Origin of the sequence: Coprococcus sp. RTP21281st1_F1_RTP21281_210402 (assembly GCF_040915325.1) — a bacterium.
Taxonomy (GTDB): Bacteria; Bacillota; Clostridia; order Lachnospirales; family Lachnospiraceae; genus Coprococcus; species Coprococcus aceti.
In genome coordinates, this window is the sequence record NZ_JBCPDQ010000009.1 from 1 (window position 1) to 16,460 (window position 16,460).

15 protein-coding genes are annotated in these 16,460 nt (G+C 44.7%); 14 read left to right on the forward strand and 1 reads right to left on the reverse strand.

Features of this window, described 5'->3' with window-relative positions:
- The first annotated feature begins 292 nt into the window (after positions 1–292).
- The 9 genes from AB5150_RS12260 (at position 293) to feoB (ending at position 9,968) form a co-directional block, all read left to right on the forward strand.
- On the forward strand, positions 293–451 hold the full coding sequence (locus AB5150_RS12260; protein ID WP_156327937.1) for a hypothetical protein: 159 nt from the start codon (positions 293–295) through the stop codon (positions 449–451).
- 481 nt (positions 452–932) lie between these two features.
- On the forward strand, positions 933–1,910 hold the full coding sequence (locus AB5150_RS12265; protein WP_055273907.1) for a TAXI family TRAP transporter solute-binding subunit: 978 nt from the start codon (positions 933–935) through the stop codon (positions 1,908–1,910).
- A 124-nt stretch (positions 1,911–2,034) separates the two neighbouring features.
- Positions 2,035–3,222, forward strand: coding sequence for a sodium/glutamate symporter (gltS, locus tag AB5150_RS12270; RefSeq protein WP_055273905.1), 1,188 nt, complete (start codon positions 2,035–2,037; stop codon positions 3,220–3,222).
- Positions 3,223–3,237: 15 nt separating this feature from the next.
- Complete coding sequence (locus AB5150_RS12275; protein ID WP_004851427.1) at positions 3,238–3,432, forward strand: hypothetical protein; 195 nt, start codon at positions 3,238–3,240, stop codon at positions 3,430–3,432.
- A gap of 126 nt (positions 3,433–3,558) precedes the next feature.
- The gene (locus AB5150_RS12280; RefSeq protein ID WP_368291952.1) at positions 3,559–4,509 is read left to right on the forward strand and encodes an arginase; all 951 of its coding nucleotides are present in this window, start codon (positions 3,559–3,561) and stop codon (positions 4,507–4,509) included.
- Positions 4,510–4,608: 99 nt separating this feature from the next.
- Positions 4,609–5,283: a DNA alkylation repair protein gene (locus AB5150_RS12285; protein WP_368291953.1), complete on the forward strand. Its 675-nt coding sequence runs from the start codon at positions 4,609–4,611 to the stop codon at positions 5,281–5,283.
- Between the two features lie 112 nt (positions 5,284–5,395).
- The gene (locus AB5150_RS12290; RefSeq protein WP_161172214.1) at positions 5,396–6,022 is read left to right on the forward strand and encodes a methylated-DNA--[protein]-cysteine S-methyltransferase; all 627 of its coding nucleotides are present in this window, start codon (positions 5,396–5,398) and stop codon (positions 6,020–6,022) included.
- 33 nt (positions 6,023–6,055) lie between these two features.
- Positions 6,056–7,471, forward strand: coding sequence for an MATE family efflux transporter (locus AB5150_RS12295; RefSeq protein ID WP_015534042.1), 1,416 nt, complete (start codon positions 6,056–6,058; stop codon positions 7,469–7,471).
- A 160-nt stretch (positions 7,472–7,631) separates the two neighbouring features.
- Positions 7,632–9,968 carry a ferrous iron transport protein B gene (feoB, locus tag AB5150_RS12300; RefSeq protein ID WP_055224543.1) on the forward strand — a complete coding sequence of 779 codons (2,337 nt, stop codon included), beginning with the start codon at positions 7,632–7,634 and terminating at the stop codon, positions 9,966–9,968.
- Between the two features lie 61 nt (positions 9,969–10,029).
- Here the strand turns inward: feoB and AB5150_RS12305 are convergent, their stop codons facing one another.
- Complete coding sequence (locus AB5150_RS12305; protein WP_055224544.1) at positions 10,030–11,334, reverse strand: MATE family efflux transporter; 1,305 nt, start codon at positions 11,332–11,334, stop codon at positions 10,030–10,032.
- A gap of 195 nt (positions 11,335–11,529) precedes the next feature.
- On the opposite strand from AB5150_RS12305, the gene AB5150_RS12310 reads away from it, so the two are divergent.
- The 5 genes from AB5150_RS12310 to trkA all read left to right on the forward strand — a co-directional run bounded on the left by AB5150_RS12310 (position 11,530) and on the right by trkA (position 16,438).
- A complete protein-coding gene (locus tag AB5150_RS12310) occupies positions 11,530–12,408 on the forward strand; it encodes an AraC family transcriptional regulator (RefSeq protein ID WP_161172215.1) in 879 nt (292 codons plus the stop codon).
- A gap of 101 nt (positions 12,409–12,509) precedes the next feature.
- Positions 12,510–14,015, forward strand: coding sequence for an AAA family ATPase (locus tag AB5150_RS12315; protein WP_015534039.1), 1,506 nt, complete (start codon positions 12,510–12,512; stop codon positions 14,013–14,015).
- Entirely contained in the window at positions 13,999–14,766 is a 768-nt protein-coding gene (locus AB5150_RS12320; RefSeq protein ID WP_015534038.1) for a hypothetical protein, read from the forward strand. The genes AB5150_RS12315 and AB5150_RS12320 overlap by 17 nt, the downstream gene beginning before the upstream one ends.
- Before the next feature lie 39 nt (positions 14,767–14,805).
- Positions 14,806–14,940 (forward strand): hypothetical protein, encoded by a 135-nt coding sequence (locus tag AB5150_RS12325; protein ID WP_015534037.1) that lies wholly within the window; start codon positions 14,806–14,808, stop codon positions 14,938–14,940.
- A 94-nt stretch (positions 14,941–15,034) separates the two neighbouring features.
- Entirely contained in the window at positions 15,035–16,438 is a 1,404-nt protein-coding gene (gene trkA / locus AB5150_RS12330) for a Trk system potassium transporter TrkA (RefSeq protein WP_055147099.1), read from the forward strand.
- Positions 16,439–16,460: the final 22 nt, after the last annotated feature.

Here is a 16,460-nt window from a genome sequence, read left to right on the forward strand (position 1 = left end):
ACCTGTACAATACAGGATAGCATCCATGTGTTCAGCCTAGTTCATAAATATGTGTCCAGGATTCTGGGTACATATCAGACTCCGCCGTTTATTTTGTTTATATTCCGGAGTGCTCCGGCATTTGCAATAAAATAAAATATGATAAAAATAATAAGCAGCAATACGGAGTTGACTTTTAAGTTTACTTATATACAATAGAAATGTGCCTTTTTATGCTGAAAATTTATATAAAGGGAGATAAAGAAAAACGAGAGACAGGAAAAATTACACATTTGTTACCGGGTTGAAGCGATTGGTTATTGCGGGGGTCGTTGCGGCGATGGTGACAGCATCTATGGGAAGTGTATGGGGAGATGGAGTTGTAACTGCAAGCGCAGCTACAGCCAAGGTCAAGATTGATAAGAAGGCATTCCCGGACAGCAAGTTCAGGCAACAAGATAACCAGACTTGATGTGAGTAAGAACAAAAAGATGAAGAAAGCTTACAGCTCTGTCGACCGGAAACACACCGAAACTCAGAACATTGTATTGTGGTAATAATAGCTTAAAGACCTTGAATGTAAGCAAGAGCAGAAGTCTTCAAAAACTGTTCTGCAAGCCTAACAAACTGACTAAGCTGGATGTCAGAAAGAATAAAAAGCTTACAGCGAAGGGCGGCATTATTGATGCAGATAAGGGCGTAAAAATTATAAAAAAGTAAATAATATAGCTCTCATAGACGGATTCAGGATGATTTTATAGATATAAAATACAATTATCCATATCATTTTGTTAAATATAGTTGTAAAATAACAATAATGATGTACATGGTATATGGACGGCGATAATAAAGGGCGATAAGCCCTTTATTTCGTGTTATACGGGCTTGTTGTATGGTGGTGGTAATAGCGAAGAGAAAGATCTTTCGCCAAGTCACGTAAGGAGGAAAATGAAATGAAACTGAAAAAGATAAAGAGGATGGTTGTAGCGGGAACAGCCATTCTGATGACACTTTCCCTTGCCGGGTGTGGCATCGGCAGTGATTCCGTGAAGCTGGGAGCCGCGGGAGTTGGCGGCGGATACTATGCGTTCTCCAACGCATTTGCGCAGATAGCATCCTCGGAGGATGAGGATCTTGATTTTGAGGTAAAGGCTACTGCAGGCTCCACGGCGAATATCAGGCTTCTGTCCGACGGATATGTGGACATGGCGATAGCCCAGGCGGATCTGGTGGATGCGGCCTACAACGGAACAGGCGCCACGGACAAGAAGAGGTACAGAGGGTACTCGGCAGTTGCCAGCCTGTACACTGAGGCGTGTCAGATCGTGGTGAGAGCTGACTCGGGAATAGACAGCTTGGATGATCTTCAGGGCAAGAAGATTTCTGTGGGTGAGGAGGAGTCCGGTACCCAGAGAAATGCAGAGCAGATACTTAAGATGACCGGCCTTGTGGAATCCCTTGTGGACACGGTTAATCTCGATTATGTGGATGCGGCAAATGAACTCAAATCAGGACAGATAGATGCATTCTTTTGTACAGCAGGTATACAGACCTCGGTGATCGAGGAGCTGTCTAAGGAATGTGACGTAAAGCTCATCGGAATAGATGACAAATGCAGGGACAGACTAAAATCCGTGTACGGCTTCTATACGGATTACACCATACCAGCGGGAACCTACGAGGGACAGACTCAGGATGTTGTGACACTCGGTGTCAGAGCAGTGCTCCTCGCCAGGGATGATATGGATGAGAAGATAGTGGAGGAGCTCACAGGACTTCTCTTTGAACATGCGCAGGATATCCAGTATTCAATAGCACTCACCTTCCAGATAGATGAGAGTGAGGCTGTGAAGAACGTGACCATTCCATTTCATGATGGTGCGAAAGCTTATTATCAGAAAAAAGGAATAGAGATCCCGGCTGAACAGTAGTTGTCAGCTGCTGATAATAAATATACTGAATGCGGAAAAGAATATATGCAGATGATATTGGGTAAATAGGTATCTGATCACGGATGTCTGCATGTGTATATAATATAGATAAGAGAGGTCTTACATGGAGATACAGATAGATATGTATCAGACACTGGCGGTGTCAGTTCTGGTACTTATATTGGGACAGTTTTTGAAGAAAAGAATTAATTTCCTGGAGAAATTCTGCATACCGGCGCCGGTCATAGGAGGTCTGCTTTTCGCAGTCCTGACCTGTGTGTGTTACAGTCTTGGCATAGCAGAATTTACATTTGACGATACGCTGAGAGAGGTGTGCATGGTATTCTTCTTCACATCCGTTGGATTCCAGGCGAATCTCAAGGTTTTAAAGAGCGGAGGAAAGTCGTTGTTCATATTCCTTGGACTGGTTGTGGTGCTTATAGTGTCCCAGAATTTTCTGGCACTCGGGGTGAGTAAGCTGCTACATCTTGATCCGCTTGTTGGACTCTGCACGGGATCTATACCTATGGTAGGTGGTCATGGAACTGCAGGAGCGTTTGGCCCGGTGCTGGAGGATTTTGATGTCAAGGGGGCAACAACTATATGCACGGCTGCGGCAACATTTGGACTTATCGCAGGAAGTCTTATAGGTGGCCCTATTGGCAAGAGACTCATAGACAGGAAGAAACTTCTGGATACTGCAGTTGCCGAGGACGACAGTATACTGGTTGAGGATGAGAAGAAACATGAGCGCCATACCAATATGTATGCGGCAGCTGTGTTCCAGCTCATCATAGCCGTAGGAATAGGAACCATCATATCGGAACTTCTCACAAAGACAGGACTTACATTTCCTATATATATAGGTGCGATGATCGCGGCCGCGGTCATCAGAAATATCGGAGAGTATTCCGGCAAGTTTGATATTTATATGGGTGAGATCAACAATCTTGGCGGTATCTGCCTGTCACTGTTCCTGGGAATGGCGATGATAACCCTGAAGCTGTGGCAGCTTGCAGAACTTGCACTCCCACTTATCATACTGCTCTCGGCACAGCTCATACTCATGATGCTGTTCACATATTTTGTTGTGTTCAACGTGATGGGCAGGGATTACGATGCGGCGGTTCTGTCCGCCGGAACATGCGGATTCGGTATGGGAGCAACGCCAAATGCCATGGCGAACATGCAGGCTATATGCGACCGCTATGTTCCTTCGGTCAAGGCATATCTGATAATACCGCTTATAGGAAGTTTATTTGCTGACTTCCTGAACAGCCTGGTAATTACATTTTTCATAAACATACTTTAGGGGGTATAACCAACTATGAGAGAAAAAAATAAAGAACAGCATAAAAAGCATCACAGATTCAACATGTCATTTGACAATCTGGCTATTCCTGAGGTGAACACAAAGAGCCATGATGACAATGAGGATAATGTGGGTGAGGATGACTCGTCTGTGACATATGACACGGTGGCAATCCCGGAGATCCACATAAGGAAAAAGAAAGACAAATAGTGATTAAAATCGTCCGGTTGTGTTAGAATACAGTCGGGCGATTTTGTATTAAGATTATTTTATTATTGACAGGTTAATCGATATTGCTGCGAAATTGACTTGTTATTGGATATATGGGGGTTGTATATGGGTGACAGCAAGGTGAAAAATGAGAATATGATTTTGGATTTTACTCACGTATATCGTGATGAGGATATAAAAGATATAGATAGATTCAGATACATAGATTGCTCTGATATACAAGAGACAGATATGTATTGTTCAAAAAATGCGTATGAAAAAATATGGGGCAGGATAGAGCCGTACGGAATTCAGGGTATACATTATATAGATTCGGGAAATTATCATTATATAACGAAGATTATAACAGATCATATAACCGAACCGTTTGGGCTGGTTATGTATGATCATCATACAGACATGCAGATACCTATGGTTCCAGAAATGATGAGCTGCGGAGACTGGGCGGGACAGACTCTTATACAGAATGAAAATCTAAGACAGCTGGTGGTTGTAGGTCCGCCGGAGTCAGATATAGAGCAGACTTTGGAAAGTTATAAAGGTTCCAAGGGGAGACAAGAAAATGTGGAAAGCTATAAATGTGGGTATAATGTACAAGAAGCTGAGTACGATGATTCGTATGATATTTCCCGGGATATCTCAAGCGAAAGACTGTTGATATTTTCTGCCAAAGACCTGCATGGTGGACTGCCTGAGGATAAGCTGAAACATATCAGAACAGATCTGCCTTTGTACATATCTATAGACAAAGACGTCCTCGGAACAGAATACACGGAGACAAACTGGAGTCAGGGGGATATGTCAATCGATGGACTTGAACGTCTGCTCAGTGTCTTTCTTGGCGGTCAGGGTGAAGAAAAAAATACTGACGCTTGTCGTAATGATGAAAGATATGACGGTGGTATAAGACATTCAAGAATATTGGGCGTTGATGTATGCGGAGAGGTTCAGACAGATATTTCAGTGCCTGAATATCTTGAGGCGGAGGAGAAGAATGAGAAGGTCAATATCGAACTGTTTCGGTTTATATCGGAGCATGTGAAGAAATTCAGATAGTATTAGATATAATAGTTGTATACAATTATGAGTTAGAATAGAAAAATGTAGAAAATGGAAAACTAACAACGAGAAAATTAGAAAGCGTAAGGTGAAAATATGGAGGAGATTCAAAAGCATCTGTTTGAACTACAGGATATGGCATACAGAGATTTTCACAGCAGGCTTATGCCTGACACCGACAAGGAGACTGTCATAGGCATAAGAGTTCCCGTGCTCAGAAAATATGCAAAGAGTATAGCTGGAACAGAACTGTCAGAAAAGTTTATAAAAGAACTTCCACACCATTATTACGAGGAAAACAATCTTCACATGATGCTCATAACCAGGATAAAGGACTATGATAAATGTCTATCAGAGGTAGAGAGATTTCTTTCGTATATAGACAACTGGGCAACCTGTGATTTTCCGGCACCGAAGTGTTTTGAAAAGCACAAGGAAGAACTGCTGCCGGTCATCAAGTGCTGGATTGCCTCAAGCGAGACCTATACTATAAGGTACGGAATAGGAATGCTCATGAGACTTTATCTTGACGAGGATTTTGAGCCTGAGTATGTGAAGCTTGTGGCGGGAGTTGAGTCTGATGAGTATTATGTCAACATGATGATAGCGTGGTACATGGCTACAGCCCTGGCAAAGCAGTGGGATGCGGTCATTCCGTACATAGAAGAGCACCGCATGTCCGACTGGGTTCACCGAAAGACGATACAGAAGGCAGTGGAGAGTTACCGTATAACGGATGGGCAGAAGAGATATCTCAAGGGATACAGGTAGTTTATCGCTTTTTAGCTGAAAAATGAAAAAAGATAAAAACAACAAGTTATGTAGCTGAGGTGAAAACTGGCAGCTAATTACATAATCGCAACACAAGAAAGGAAAAATACACATGACAACAAGGGAGGAAGTTCTGGCATATGGTCTCTCATTTCCGGACACTTACCAGGAGGCTCCATTTCATGATCAGAACTGGCAACTTGTCAGGGTAAAGGGAAGCAAGAAGGCATTCCTTTGGACTTATGAGAGGGATGGATATATCAATCTGAATGTGAAGGCTGATCCGGAAAGCCGGGATTTCTGGAGGCAGGCATTTGAGTCTGTCATACCGGGTTGGCATCAGAACAAAGAACACTGGAACACTATCATACTGGATGGAAGTGTGCCAGAGGATGCTGTGAAGCAGATGATAGCGGATAGCTATGACATAGTAACCTACAGTCCGACAAAGAGGATCTACGATGCGGTGAAGAAGATTCCGAAGGGATGTGTTGCAACATACGGCCAGGTTGCGGAGATGGCAGGTGACAGGAAGATGGCGAGAGCCGTGGGCAATGCACTTCATAAGAATCCTGATCCTGAGAATATACCGTGTTACCGAGTGGTGAATTCCAAGGGTGAGCTTGCGGGAGCATTTGCGTTCGGTGGAGCAAATGTCCAGGCGGACCGCCTGAGGGCAGACGGCATAGAGGTTGAAAATGACCGGGTAGACCTGAAGAAATATGGAATGAAAAACTGAGTCGCAATACAGACAGAAAGGCAATACAGAATCATGACATCTGATAACACAAAGACAAATGAAAATCAGAACAATCCCCTTGGATATGAGAATGAGGCACATCTGCTCACAACCTTTGCCATACCGTGTATCATATCCATGCTGGTGACAGCACTTTATAATATAGTTGACCAGATATTTATAGGACACGGAGTGGGAATGCTTGGAAATGCTGCGACAAATATAGCATTTCCTCTTTCAACGGCATGTACCGCGATATCGCTTCTTCTTGGCATAGGAAGTGCGACCAGCTTTTCATTGAAGCTTGGTGCCGGAGATGAGAAGAAGTCGGCTGAGGCAGCAGGAAATGGAATCTGTCTCATGGCGATATTTGGCGTGGCACTTTTCCTTGTGACGACAATATTCCTGACACCTATGCTAAAGGCATTCGGCGCAACTGACAAGGTTCTGCCATTTGCACAGGAGTACACAAGGATAACAGCGATAGGTTTCCCATTCCTGATAGCGAATACCGGAATGAGCAAGCTGATCATGGCTGATGGAAGTCCGAGGTATTCAATGATATCCATGCTGACAGGTGCCATCATCAACACTATACTTGATCCGATACTTATATTCGGGCTCGATATGGGTATGCGCGGTGCGGCGCTGGCAACTATCACAGGACAGATCATATCATTTGCCATAAGCCTCAGATATATGTTCCATTTCAAGACAATACATCTTACCAGGGAAAGTTTTGTTATGCGAGGAGAGCCCTGCGGCAATATATTCAGATTCGGTGCGTCGGCGTGTTTCAATCAGATAGCCATGGCGATAGTCCAGGTTGTCATGAACAATACTTTGTCAAGATACGGAGCACAGTCGGTGTATGGAGGCGACATACCACTTGCGTGTTCAGGAATAATAAGCAAGGTAAACATGATATTCATGGCGATCGTTATAGGAATATCACAGGGAACCCAGCCGATCATAGGCTTCAACTATGGCGCAGGAAAGTACAGGAGGGTGAGAAAGACTTATCTTCTGGCGCTGGCAGCAGCATCAGCTCTGTCGGTGGTGGCATTTGCAGCATTCCAGATATTCCCTAGACAGATCATAAGCGCATTTGGAGAGGGAAGCGAGCTGTACTTCCAGTTTTCAGAGAGATACTTCAGGATATATATGTTTCTTACCATCGTAAATGGAATCCAGCCGGTGACATCAAACTTCTTCAACTCTATAGGAAAGGCGAGACTTGGTGTGTTCATGTCACTCACAAGACAGATACTATTTCTGCTTCCTCTCATCATCATATTCCCTATATTCATGGGGATCGATGGTGTCATGTATGCGGGACCGATAGCGGACGGAATAACTGCGATTGTCTGCGGTGTGTTTACGGTGAGGGAACTTAAGGAACTGACTTCTATAGACAGAGATGCACATGAAAAAGCCGTGAAAATATAGACGATAATCAGGATCTATATATTGCGCATACAACGCATCGTGCTATAATTGAGAAAAAATATCAATAAACATAAATAGACGGCATTCGACAGACGATTTTGTGGTACTGAAAGACTGCGTGGATGAATCTGGATGAATGATGAAAGAAGGATAATCAATTATGACACTGAGAGATTTGAAGGTAGGACAGAGTGCCAGAATAAAGGCAGTTGGCGGTGAAGGAGAGCTAAGACAGCATTTCCTTGACATGGGTGTTATACCCGGTGCGGAGCTCACCCTTGTGAAGCTTGCTCCGATGGGCGATCCTATGGAGTTTCAGATCCATGGATATGAACTTACACTCAGACTGGCTGATGCAGAGCAGATAGATGCAGAGCAGATAGAGACAAGATCCAGAGCCCACACCAGAGTTGAGATCATAGAGGAGAAGGAACATCCAGGACTTGGCGAGGAAGGAAAATATCACGTCAAAGGGGACGGTGATCCGCTTCCAGAAGGAACAAGACTTACATTTGCCCTGGTTGGCAACCAGAACTGTGGAAAGACGACTCTGTTCAATCAGCTCACCGGATCAAATCAGCATATAGGCAATTTCCCTGGAGTAACTGTCGACAGAAAAGATGGTCCGATAAGGGGCAGGGAGAATACTTCCGTGACGGATCTGCCTGGAATATATTCGATGTCTCCTTATAGCAGCGAGGAGATCGTGTCCAGAAACTTTGTGATTGATGATCACCCAAAGGCTATCATCAATATAGTAGACGCTACTAATATAGAGCGAAATATGTATCTCACAATGCAGCTTCTTGAGATGGAGATACCGGTTGTCGTCGCACTCAACATGATGGATGAGGTCACAGGCAATTCGGGCTCCATAGATGTAAATGGGATGGAGGCAATGCTTGGAACCCCGGTTGTGCCTATATCTGCGGCAAAAAACGAGGGTGTGGATGAGCTTGTAAGACACGCCATACATATAGCCAAGTATCAGGAAAAGCCTGGAAGACAGGACTTCTGTGATGAGAATGAGTTTGGCGGAGCTGTTCACAGATGTATACATGCGGTGGCGCATCTTATAGAGGATCATGTAAAGGCGGCAGATCTGCCGCTTAGATTCGCTGCTACCAAGATCATAGAGGGAGATCATCTCATACTTGACAGGCTTGGACTTGATGAGAACGAGAAAGAGACGATAGAACATCTGATAATCCAGATGGAAAAAGAGCGAGGACTTGACCGGAGTGCAGCCATAGCTGATATGAGGTTTAATTTCATAGAAAAGGTATGTGAAAACTGTGTAGTCAAGCCAAAGGAGAGCAAGGAGAGGATCAGAAGCGAAAAGATAGATCGCATTCTTACGGGTAAGTATACCGCAATCCCATGCTTTATAGGTATCATGCTGGCGGTGTTTTATCTGACATTTAACGTGATCGGAGCAGGTCTGCAGAAACTATTAGAGATGGGGATAGATGCGCTCACGGTTCAGGTGGGAAAGCTTCTCACCGCAGCAAATGTAAATGTGGTCGTCAAGAGCCTTGTTATGGATGGAATATTTGCGGGTGTCGGAAGTGTGCTCAGTTTTCTTCCGATCATAGTGACTCTGTTCTTTTTCCTGTCGCTCATGGAAGACAGCGGATATATCGCCAGAGTTGCATTTGTCATGGATAAGCTGCTAAGGAAGATCGGACTTTCCGGCAAGAGTATAGTTCCGATGCTGATAGGCTTTGGCTGTACGGTTCCGGCCGTCATGGCAACCAGGACACTCCCGAGTGAGAGAGACCGAAAGATGACTATTCTGCTCACTCCATACATGAGCTGTTCAGCTAAGCTTCCTATATATGCGTTCTTTGTAAGCGCATTCTTCCCTGGAAAGGGCGGCCTTATTATGGCAGGGCTTTATTTCCTTGGAATTGCGATAGGAATAATTGTGGCTATGGTTTATCGGAGCACATTGTTTAAGGGCAATGCGGTTCCTTTTGTCATGGAGCTTCCAAATTACAGACTTCCGGGTGCGAAGAACGTAGGCCAGCTCCTGTGGGAGAAGGCAAAGGACTTTCTTCAGAAGGCGTTCACAGTTATATTTCTTGCAACTATATGTATCTGGTTCCTTCAGAGCTTTGATATGCACCTCAATATGGTGAAAGACTCGCAGGACAGCATACTTGCTGCGATAGCCGGACTTTTGGTGCCGATATTTAAGCCGCTTGGACTTGGCGACTGGAGAATATGTACGTCGCTCATAAGCGGTATCATGGCGAAGGAGAGTGTGGTATCCACACTTGAGATATTGTTTAACGGATCAGTGACCGCAGCTATCACAACCAGGGCTGCAGCATCGCTGCTCGTATTCAGCCTGCTTTACTCGCCTTGTATAGCAGCCATCGCCTCCATCAAGAGAGAGATGGGACATCGCTGGGCTGTCATGGTAGTGATCTGGCAGTGCGTTGTGGCGTGGCTTGCGGCATTTGTGGTGTATATGATAGGGGGAATACTGTGATAAATGCTTGGCGTATGTCTGGTCTGATACATTCTGGAATATATCTGGTACTAGGGTATTATCACACCAGTTTCTTCTCCGTCCACTTTCCGCTTCGCCAGCGCAGGACCATACCAACTGCGCGTACACATTCGTCACAGGTAAGGCCTATGTAGGCGCCGGTTGCAAGGAGCCCAAGGTGCAGGCCGAACATCCATGTACCGCCGACAGCACACACGTACATAAAGACAGCTGCTATGACGGCCGGGAATACCGCATCTCCGCTGGTCTTTAAGGCCTGGCCGTAGACAAGGTTTGTAACTCTGCCAACCTCGAGGATGATGTCAATAGCAAGGAGCCTTGTGACAATATGTACCATGTCCGGGTTGTCGGTGAATAGTTTCATGGCCCATGGGGCTGTGACTGCAAATAAAGTTTCAAGACAGGTCGCCACGATCACACCGATGATGGCGGCCTTTTTGGTATCTCTTTTACATGCATCTATATCGCCGGAACCGATATGCCATCCTGTCATGATGGCATTTGCCTGGGCGAGCGCTGAGCCGACGCAGTAGGAGAAGTTGCTTATCTGGACTGCGTAGGATCGTGCCGTGACATTTATTCCGTCAGTATCCATCTGGTTCAGGAACTTGACCACCAGCATCATGGCGACATTGTACAGAACGGATTCGAATGCAGATGGCAGTCCGACTCTGATGATCTGTGAAAGGACAGTTCTGTTAGAAAGCCTTTCGGGATTTTTTCCTGCTTTTACAAGGGTGCAGGAGAAAAAGATAACAATTGCAAGGTTGATAACCTTGGATATGACTGTCGCTGTAGCGACACCCTGCACCCCTTTATGCAGCGCAAAGAGAAATACTGCATTTAAGGCGAAGTTTACAAGGTTGCCGATTATGGTAGCGATGAGAGGCTGCTTTGTATGTCCAAATGCCCTGAGGTAGCTTGCAAATATTGGAATCAGCGCGTTCAGGAAGCACCCTCCGCCAACGATTTCAAGATAGCTCATGGCAGGTTCCCTGAGGTTCCCGGCTATTCCAATCAGATCAAGAATATTTCCGGAGAAAATGAACAGGAATATAGACATTCCCATACCTATGACTGAGTTGAATATAAGACCAAGCTGGCGTGCCTGATAAGCAATCCCAGGTCTGCCTGCGCCGATATTCTGAGTCATGACCGTCATCATGCCGGATGATATGATGGAGAACATGATGATGAACATTCCGATATAACTGTTGGCGGTTCCGACAGCACCCACGGCATAGTCGCCCACTGATGAGAGCATAAGTGTGTCAACCATGCCAGACAGCATATAGAATAGTGTTTCAAAACATATAGGTATAAAAAGTGCGGATAATTTCTTCATATAATCAGTACTCCTTTGGTGATGGGTATAAAATCATGAGTTATAACTAAATTGTATAATATCGCATTGATACCGCATGAATCTTGTACTATTTCAATTAAAAGTTGCACATATTCTACATATGAGTTAATATGACGAAGTTGCATGATATAAAAGGCAACACAATATATAATAAATCAATATCAGGGGATAACAATGTACGCAGAATTAAAGGAAAATCATCCACACGGGACAAGAGAATATCCATTTTGTGAGTATCATATGAGATACTGGTCACATGCATTCCAGATCCCGGTTCATTGGCATGATGAGGTGGAGATAATATATGTAAGGAAAGGTCCACTTATGGTCGAGATTGATGGACAGAAATTTATAGGGGATGACGGAGCTGTATATATAGTAAGTCCGGGAGTGCTGCATATGATGGCCGCCCCGGAAACACCGGTGGATTATTTTACATTTCTGTTTCCGATGGAATTCATATCATTTCAGACCAAGGATGAATTGGAGGATGAGATATTTTTTCCTCTTAGGAATCACACACGGGAATTCAGACCTGAAGTGACGAATCGGAATCTGCTTGAAAAACTTATACCTATTCTTGATGAGTTGTCAGAGGAAAATGGGAAATTTGGAACACACAGACAGATACAGGTGAGAATCAGACTGTTGCAGGTTGTAGATCTTTTAGTGGAATACGATCAGCTTGAAGCGAAGACAGGGAGAGCGTCAGGTGGACTGGAAAAGGAGATACTTATATATATACAGGATAATTATCATGAGCACATAAGTCTTGCTGAGCTTTCTGAACATTTTCATCTGTCGGAAAAGTACATGTCAAGATTCTTCAGTGAGAGATTTCACATGACGCTCACACAGTATGTGAACTATGTTAGACTTAAGTATGCAAGGCATCTTCTCGAGTCCACAGATCTGTCGGTTACCGAGATTGCCATGAAATCAGGTTACCCAAATGTAAGTTATTTTATCAGGAAATTTTCTGCGGCGGTGGGAGAACCACCGTTAAGATATAGAAATGGTAAAGCTGTGAAAGATCAAAAAAACAGAATATAAAATTCGAAAAACTTGATGGCTGTTGACGGAAATTGGAGATAACAATATAATGGTAATACAGTTTTATGACGTTATATTAAGAGCATCTGAGGAGACCGTGAATGAGAATCAGACAATTTAGAGAAGACCACTGGGATAGGCTTCCCACGATAAGACTGCAGAAAGCGGTGCTTGACAACTTCAAGAGTGTGGAGCATGGAGAGATAGTATTTGCCTGTGGAAAGAAGTTTGTTCCGTATGGAACAGAATCAGATATATTGGGACTTTATGGACAGAACGGCTCGGGTAAGACGAGTTTTATAGAGGCGCTTGCCATACTGAAGCTTCTGATGATTGGAGCTGAGGTTCCGGCGGTGTATGCAGAATGTGTGGCAAAGGGTCAGGAGATGGCCAGACTGGAGTTTACATTTGACCTTCAGTACGAGGACGGACGCATCCGAAAGGTTGTGTACGAATTCCTCATGTCCGCCGTGGAGAATGAGACAAATAACGGATTCAGACAGTACGGAGGAGAGGATCAGAACAGTGGCCAGCCGAGCTACAGAGTCCGCATATCGGGTGAGAAACTGAGTATGTCAGGTGATTTTGAGGGCAGGAAGATGATACTTCAGCCTGTGATTGACACATGCACTGACGACATGCCGTTCGGGCCTGTATCGAAGCAGAAATATTTCATAACAAATGACAGAAAGTTCGTGGATGAGCTGAATGTGGTGAGAAGACTGGCGCAGGAAAAGTCGGCGTCGTTTATCTTCTCGCTCGGAACTGCAAAGGTGTGCGATGAGTGCGGGTTATACTCTGAGTTTTATCAGGTTATACTGGAGCTGGCGTACTACAGTCAGCTCTATCTTCATGTGGTAGACACGAAATCAACAGGATATATAAGACTCAACTACGGACTTCCGCTATACACACAGAGTGGTAAATTCCTTCTGAAGACGGATGTGCCGAACATCATGCCGGAGATAGTTTTCAGCGAGATAAAGAGCCAGTTTGAGAATATAAACATAGTCCTCAGCCAGATAGTTCCGGGACTTAATGTTGATCTTCACGAGCTGTCGCCTGCCCTCATGAAGGATGGCAGTATGGGACATGTGGTGGAGATAGTGTCCAGCAGGAATGAGACGGACATGAGTGTGTTCCACAATCAGGAGGCTGCGCCTGACGGAAGAGTACACATGCCATTCAGGTACGAGTCCGACGGTATCCGCAAGATCGTGTCGGTGCTCAGTCTGATAATAGATGCGTACAATGAGCAGTCGTGCACGATAGCCATAGATGAGCTGGATGCCGGTGTGTTTGAGTATCTTCTGGGAGAGGTGCTGCAGACGTTCCAGGAGTCTGGCAAGGGGCAGTTTATATTTACATCGCATAACCTCAGACCGCTGGAGGTCATAAGCAAGGATTATATATATTTCACCACGACAAATCCGAGAAATAGGTATATCCGTATGAAGGGAATCGGAAGCAGCAACAATCTCAGAAATACTTATTTCAGGGAGATCGTGGTTGGAGAACAGGACGAGGAGCTGTATAGGAATACGAAGAGGTTCAAGATTGTATCGGCATTCAGAAAGGCAGGTATGGATCATGGGGAAACGACCTAAGAAGAAGATCTTCCTGTTCCTTGTCGAGGGAGTGTCGGACCGGAATGCTCTTGAGGTGCCATTTGGACAGCTTCTGGAGGATATAGATCCTGATATTGTTCTGGAATTTGCCATGCTCATGCAGGATGACGGAAGCTTTGGCGGTGATATAACCTCAAAGAATGGCATACATCCTGACAACATAGAGCGGTTTATAGATGAGATAATGGTCAGTCCTCTGCTAAAGAGGACGGGCCTGTATCCGAAGGACATTGTGGAGATAATTCATTTTGTGGATATGGATGGGGCGTACATAGATGACAATCTGGTCGTGACTGATGGGGGAAATGAAGACAAGCCGGTATACTACCCGGATATCATTGTGACGGCAAATCCGGATCACGTGAAGGAGCGCAATCTCTGCAAGAGTGCGAATCTGGATGTGCTCACTTCGCTGTCATCAATAAAGATAGGAAGTAAAAAGATAAAATACTCCGTATACTATTTTTCGAGCAACCTGGATCATTTCCTGTATCGGGATGCAAATTCAGATGAGCACGGCAAGGTGCGGAGGGCGGCGGAGTTCTCGATGAAGCATGAGACGTCGGGATCGCTGGAGCGTTTTTTTGAGGAGAATGAGACTGTGACTACAGATATGACTTATGGGGAGTCATGGGATTTCATAAAGAGTGGGGAAAATTCTTTGAAGAGGCACACAAATGTGAATCTGCTCATAAAGAGGCTTAAGGCTATTGCGGAAAATCACATATAAAATAAACTCATAACAATAAAACAGGAGACAGAAAAGGCTATGAAGAAGAACAAAGAAGATGACGGAATCTACAGAAAACCCACCAAAGGTTTCAGCAAGAGAACAAATATGATAGTCGGCATAGCATTTGTCATATTTGTGCTGGTGTGTTGCATAATAAGACTGTTCGTGTAAGGTTTCAGTAAAGAAAAGTGGCAGGTGTTGATTTTTATATTTAGCATGCTATACTTGGCTTAGCTAATTGAAGGTAATCAAGGAGGATAAATCCGTGTTTGGTAGCAGATCAAGCAAGAAGACGGGATTGAAGATCATAATAGTGGGCTGTGGAAAGGTTGGCGTGGCCATACTCAAGCAGCTTGCAAATGAGGGGCATGATATAACTATCATAGACAAGGATCCCCAGAAGGTCGCAACATACGCAAATCAGTATGATGTTATGGGAATAGTTGGAAACGGAGCAAATCACAGCGTGCAGCTTGAAGCGGGAATACAGAACGCAGATTTGATAGCTGCAGTCACGTCGTCGGATGAGCTCAACATCCTGTGCTGTACCATAGCCAAGCAGGTCGGAGACTGCGCGACCATAGCGAGACTCAGAGACCCGGATTACAGCAAGGAGGCAAGCTATCTCAGGGAGAAGCTTGGACTTACCATGATCATAAACCCTGAGCTTGAGACTGCAATCGAGGTGTCGAGGGTACTGTATCTGCCAACGGCTCTTGAGATAAATTCATTTGCACATGGACAGGCGGAGATGACCAGGATAAAGATCCCGGAGAAGAACGTGCTGGACAACAAGAGCATAGCTGATCTCGGTAAGGATCTTGCAAATAAACAGAAGCCGATAAATATACTTATAGCGGCAGTTGAGAGAGCCGGGGAGTTCTATATACCTTCCGGTGATTTTGTCCTCAAGGCCGGTGACATCATGTCATGTGTGGGAACACGGCCTATGTCCAGAAAATTCATGGAGCACATAGGCTTCAAGACTGCGAGAGTCAAAAACACCATGATAATCGGTGGAGGAAATGTCGCATATTATTTGGCTGGACAGCTCGTGAACATGGGAATATCCGTCAAGATTATAGAGGAGAACAAGAAGCGCTGTGAGGAGCTTTCAGTCCTTCTGCCGAGGGCGATAATCATAAATGGTGATGGAACGGATCAGGAGACTTTGAACGAGGAGGGCCTTGCGGAGACTGAATCATTTGTGTCCCTGACAGGAATCGACGAGGAGAATATACTTTTGACTCTCCACGCCCGCAAACATTCAAATGCCAAGACGATAACCAAGATAAACAGGAGCAATTTCAGAGAGGTCATAAACAGCCTCGATCTGGGAAGTGTTGTATATCCATGCAGTATAACTGCGGAGTCCATAGTCGCATATGTCCGTGCGAAGAAGAATTCCAACAGTAACAGCATAGAGACACTCTACCACATGTTTGACTCAAGAGCTGAGGCGATAGAGTTCCGTGTGGATGAGAAGTCGGAGGTGACGGATATACCGCTGAAGGATCTCAATCTCAAGAAGAACCTCCTCATAGCATTTATAAATCGAAACGGTTCGATCCTGCTTCCAACAGGTCAGGATTCTATACAGGTTGGAGATACGGCCATGATAGTCACCACTGAGACAGGATTTACGGATATAAGAGATATACTTGCTTAAGGCAGTTTGATTAGGAGAAGAT

Excerpts from the sequence above, each read along its gene's own strand:
- AB5150_RS12265 (WP_055273907.1), top strand. The coding sequence starts at position 933 with ATGAAACTGAAAAAGATAAAGAGGATGGTTGTAGCGGGAACAGCCATT.
- gltS (WP_055273905.1), top strand. The coding sequence starts at position 2,035 with ATGGAGATACAGATAGATATGTATCAGACACTGGCGGTGTCAGTTCTG.
- AB5150_RS12275 (WP_004851427.1), top strand. The coding sequence starts at position 3,238 with ATGAGAGAAAAAAATAAAGAACAGCATAAAAAGCATCACAGATTCAAC.
- AB5150_RS12280 (WP_368291952.1), top strand. The coding sequence starts at position 3,559 with ATGGGTGACAGCAAGGTGAAAAATGAGAATATGATTTTGGATTTTACT.
- AB5150_RS12285 (WP_368291953.1), top strand. The coding sequence starts at position 4,609 with ATGGAGGAGATTCAAAAGCATCTGTTTGAACTACAGGATATGGCATAC.
- AB5150_RS12290 (WP_161172214.1), top strand. The coding sequence starts at position 5,396 with ATGACAACAAGGGAGGAAGTTCTGGCATATGGTCTCTCATTTCCGGAC.
- AB5150_RS12295 (WP_015534042.1), top strand. The coding sequence starts at position 6,056 with ATGACATCTGATAACACAAAGACAAATGAAAATCAGAACAATCCCCTT.
- feoB (WP_055224543.1), top strand. The coding sequence starts at position 7,632 with ATGACACTGAGAGATTTGAAGGTAGGACAGAGTGCCAGAATAAAGGCA.
- AB5150_RS12305 (WP_055224544.1), bottom strand. The coding sequence starts at position 11,334 with ATGAAGAAATTATCCGCACTTTTTATACCTATATGTTTTGAAACACTA.
- AB5150_RS12310 (WP_161172215.1), top strand. The coding sequence starts at position 11,530 with ATGTACGCAGAATTAAAGGAAAATCATCCACACGGGACAAGAGAATAT.
- AB5150_RS12315 (WP_015534039.1), top strand. The coding sequence starts at position 12,510 with ATGAGAATCAGACAATTTAGAGAAGACCACTGGGATAGGCTTCCCACG.
- AB5150_RS12320 (WP_015534038.1), top strand. The coding sequence starts at position 13,999 with ATGGGGAAACGACCTAAGAAGAAGATCTTCCTGTTCCTTGTCGAGGGA.
- AB5150_RS12325 (WP_015534037.1), top strand. The coding sequence starts at position 14,806 with ATGAAGAAGAACAAAGAAGATGACGGAATCTACAGAAAACCCACCAAA.